Annotated in this window: 3 protein-coding genes; all 3 read left to right on the top strand. The window is 69.7% G+C overall.

What is annotated here, in order from left to right; translation table 11 throughout:
• The coding region (locus VGR06_RS00200) for a hypothetical protein (RefSeq protein ID WP_327556838.1) at positions 1–204 on the top strand (204 nt) is incomplete at its 5' end.
• A gap of 238 nt (positions 205–442) precedes the next feature.
• Complete coding sequence (locus VGR06_RS00195; protein WP_327556837.1) at positions 443–1,768, top strand: hypothetical protein; 1,326 nt, start codon at positions 443–445, stop codon at positions 1,766–1,768.
• Positions 1,769–1,827: 59 nt separating this feature from the next.
• A partial coding sequence (locus VGR06_RS00190) for a hypothetical protein (protein WP_327556836.1) occupies positions 1,828–2,316 on the top strand: 489 nt, incomplete at its 3' end.

Genomic DNA, 2,316 nt, shown 5'->3' with positions numbered 1-2,316 from the left:
ACGGTCGGCCCCCAGATCACCGACGAGACCCAGTCCCAGTTCATCAACGTGGCCGGCGGGCCCGGCCTCGACGGCCGGCTCGACACGTTGTGGCTGCCGCCGGGCACCTCCATCACCGTGCCCGTGACCGCCCCGTCGGGCACGACCCTGTCCTACCTCTGCGCGATCCACGCCTGGATGCAGGGCAGCATTACCGTGCGCTAGGGGTAGCGGAGGGCGCTCACGCCGACGGATCCACGCAGCTGACTGGACGTCGAAGGTCAGACCAGCGACCAGCCTGGCGTGAAGGGCCGGAATGCCTGCCAGCGTCGCACCAGCAATACCGCCGTTGACCAGGAACAACGCAGCAGACCATCATGCGGTCAGCAGGTTTGATGGCAGCTGCTGCCGGTCACGAACCGATCGGTTGCCAATTCGGGGGGTCGGTGCTGTGCCAGGCCGCATGGTTCCTCGGCGGTACCAGGTCGTGTTGGTGGTCGCGGCGCTGGCAAGCCTCAGCGGCGCGGGTTCCGCGTCGGGCGCGGTGCCGCCGCCCGGCGAGCCGGTCGTGGTCGCTGACCCGACCGGGGACGTCGCGATCGACCGCTGGCCGGAGCCGAACGACCCGGTCGAGGAGCCACGCGCCGACCTGACCGCCGCATCCATCAAGGTCGGCCCGAGCGACCTGCAGTTGACGGCCACGGTGGCCCAGTTCGCCGATCCGACCCAGGACCCCTTGTGGACCCAGCAGGGGTCCTGGACCGAGTTGCGCTGGTGGATCGATGTCACCGCCGACGGTGGTGCCGACTACTTCGTCCTCTACCTGTACGAGCCCATCAACCAGATCGGGCTCTACACCGTGCTAGCCGATGCGAGGGACTCCACCGGCCACGGGTGCGACGGCAGGCCATCCTACGACGCCGCCGCGCGGCGCTACGTTGCGTCGTTCGCGTTGTCGTGCCTTCCGGCGCGGCAGATGCGGGTGCTGTCGCGGATCGACCTGGACCTGGATCCGCTGAACCACTACAAGGGTATTGCCGTTGACTTTGCCCCGGACCAGCCCAACTGGGGGTTCGGTGCTGTCAGTTGGTCCGGCCCGGCCGTGCGGGCGGGCGTCCGCGCGGACCGGCCGGCCGTCTTCCGCGGCGGAACGTGGTACCTGCGTTCCGGCGTGCGTCCCGAGGATCGCACCATCGCCACGTTCCGCTTCGGCCGCGCCACCGACATCCCGATCTTCTGCGACTGGGACGGCGACGGCGACCGGACACCAGGGGTGTTCCGGGACGGCCGCTGGTACATCAAGAACAGCAACACCGGCAGTGTCGTGAAGTCGTTCACCTTCGGGCGGGCCGGCGACCGTCCCGTCTGCGGCAACTGGCCGGCTCCTGGCGCGGACCGGCCCGGTGTCTACCGCGCGGGCGTCTGGTACCTGCGCTACTCGCTGACCACCGGGTCCGCCAACCACCGCCTACGATTCGGGGACGCCGGATCCACCCCGATCGTGGGCGACTGGAACGGCGACGGGTACGACCAGCCGGGCATCTTCCGGGCGGGCCGCTGGCAGCTGGTGGACAGCTTCTGGAGCCTGGTGGACCCCGAGGACGGGAAGATCTTCTCCTACGGCCGGTCGGGCGACGTTCCCCTGGTCGGCGACTGGAACAGGGACGGGTTGAGCACCGTGGGCCTGAAGCGAGGGACGACGTGGTATGTCTCCAACGTCCTGGGCCATCCGTCGTCCTCGTCGTTCGGCTATGGCCGGTCCAGCGACCGGCCCATTGTCTGGCGCTGACCGGCACGCATAGTCCGCGTGGTCGGCCACCGCCGCGGCGCGGTCGTTAGGATCGCCCGATGAGGACGTTCACCGAGCGCCTCGTGGAGGCCAACCGGGCCACCTGGGTGGCCATGGCCAGGCATCCCTTCGTGCTCGGCCTGGCGCATGGCACCCTGCCGGCAATGGCGCTACGCAGCTGGGTCCAGCAGGACCGGGTCTTCGTGGTGGAGGAGCGGCGCGTGGTGGCCGCGCTCCGCGCCCACCGCCTGCCGTCGCGGCTTGACGATCTGCTCGCCGACCTGGACCGCAGCCTGGTGCTCGAGGCGGAAGCCTTCACCCAGACGGCCGCCGAGCACGGTTTTCCGCCCGACGTCGAGCCCTGGCCGGTGTGCCTCGGCTATACCTCCTATCTGCTTTGTGCCGCATACGACGGCGCCCTGGAGGGTCTTACTGCCCTGTACGCGGCCGAGCGTGCCTACCTCGACACCTGGACGGCGGTCGCCACGGCCAGCCCGGCCGACTCCGCCTACCACGCGTGGATCCAGAACTGGACCGGTGCGGCGTTT

It is taken from the genome of Actinophytocola sp. (genome assembly GCF_036002505.1).
Classification (GTDB): domain Bacteria; phylum Actinomycetota; class Actinomycetes; order Mycobacteriales; family Pseudonocardiaceae; genus DASYTH01.
Note: the sequence above shows the minus strand (reverse complement) of the source record. Positions and strands in the feature narration are given on the sequence as shown.

What these genes read in the sequence shown, in the direction of transcription:
- VGR06_RS00195 (WP_327556837.1), top strand. Translation starts at nt 443, where the DNA reads ATGGTTCCTCGGCGGTACCAGGTCGTGTTGGTGGTCGCGGCGCTGGCA.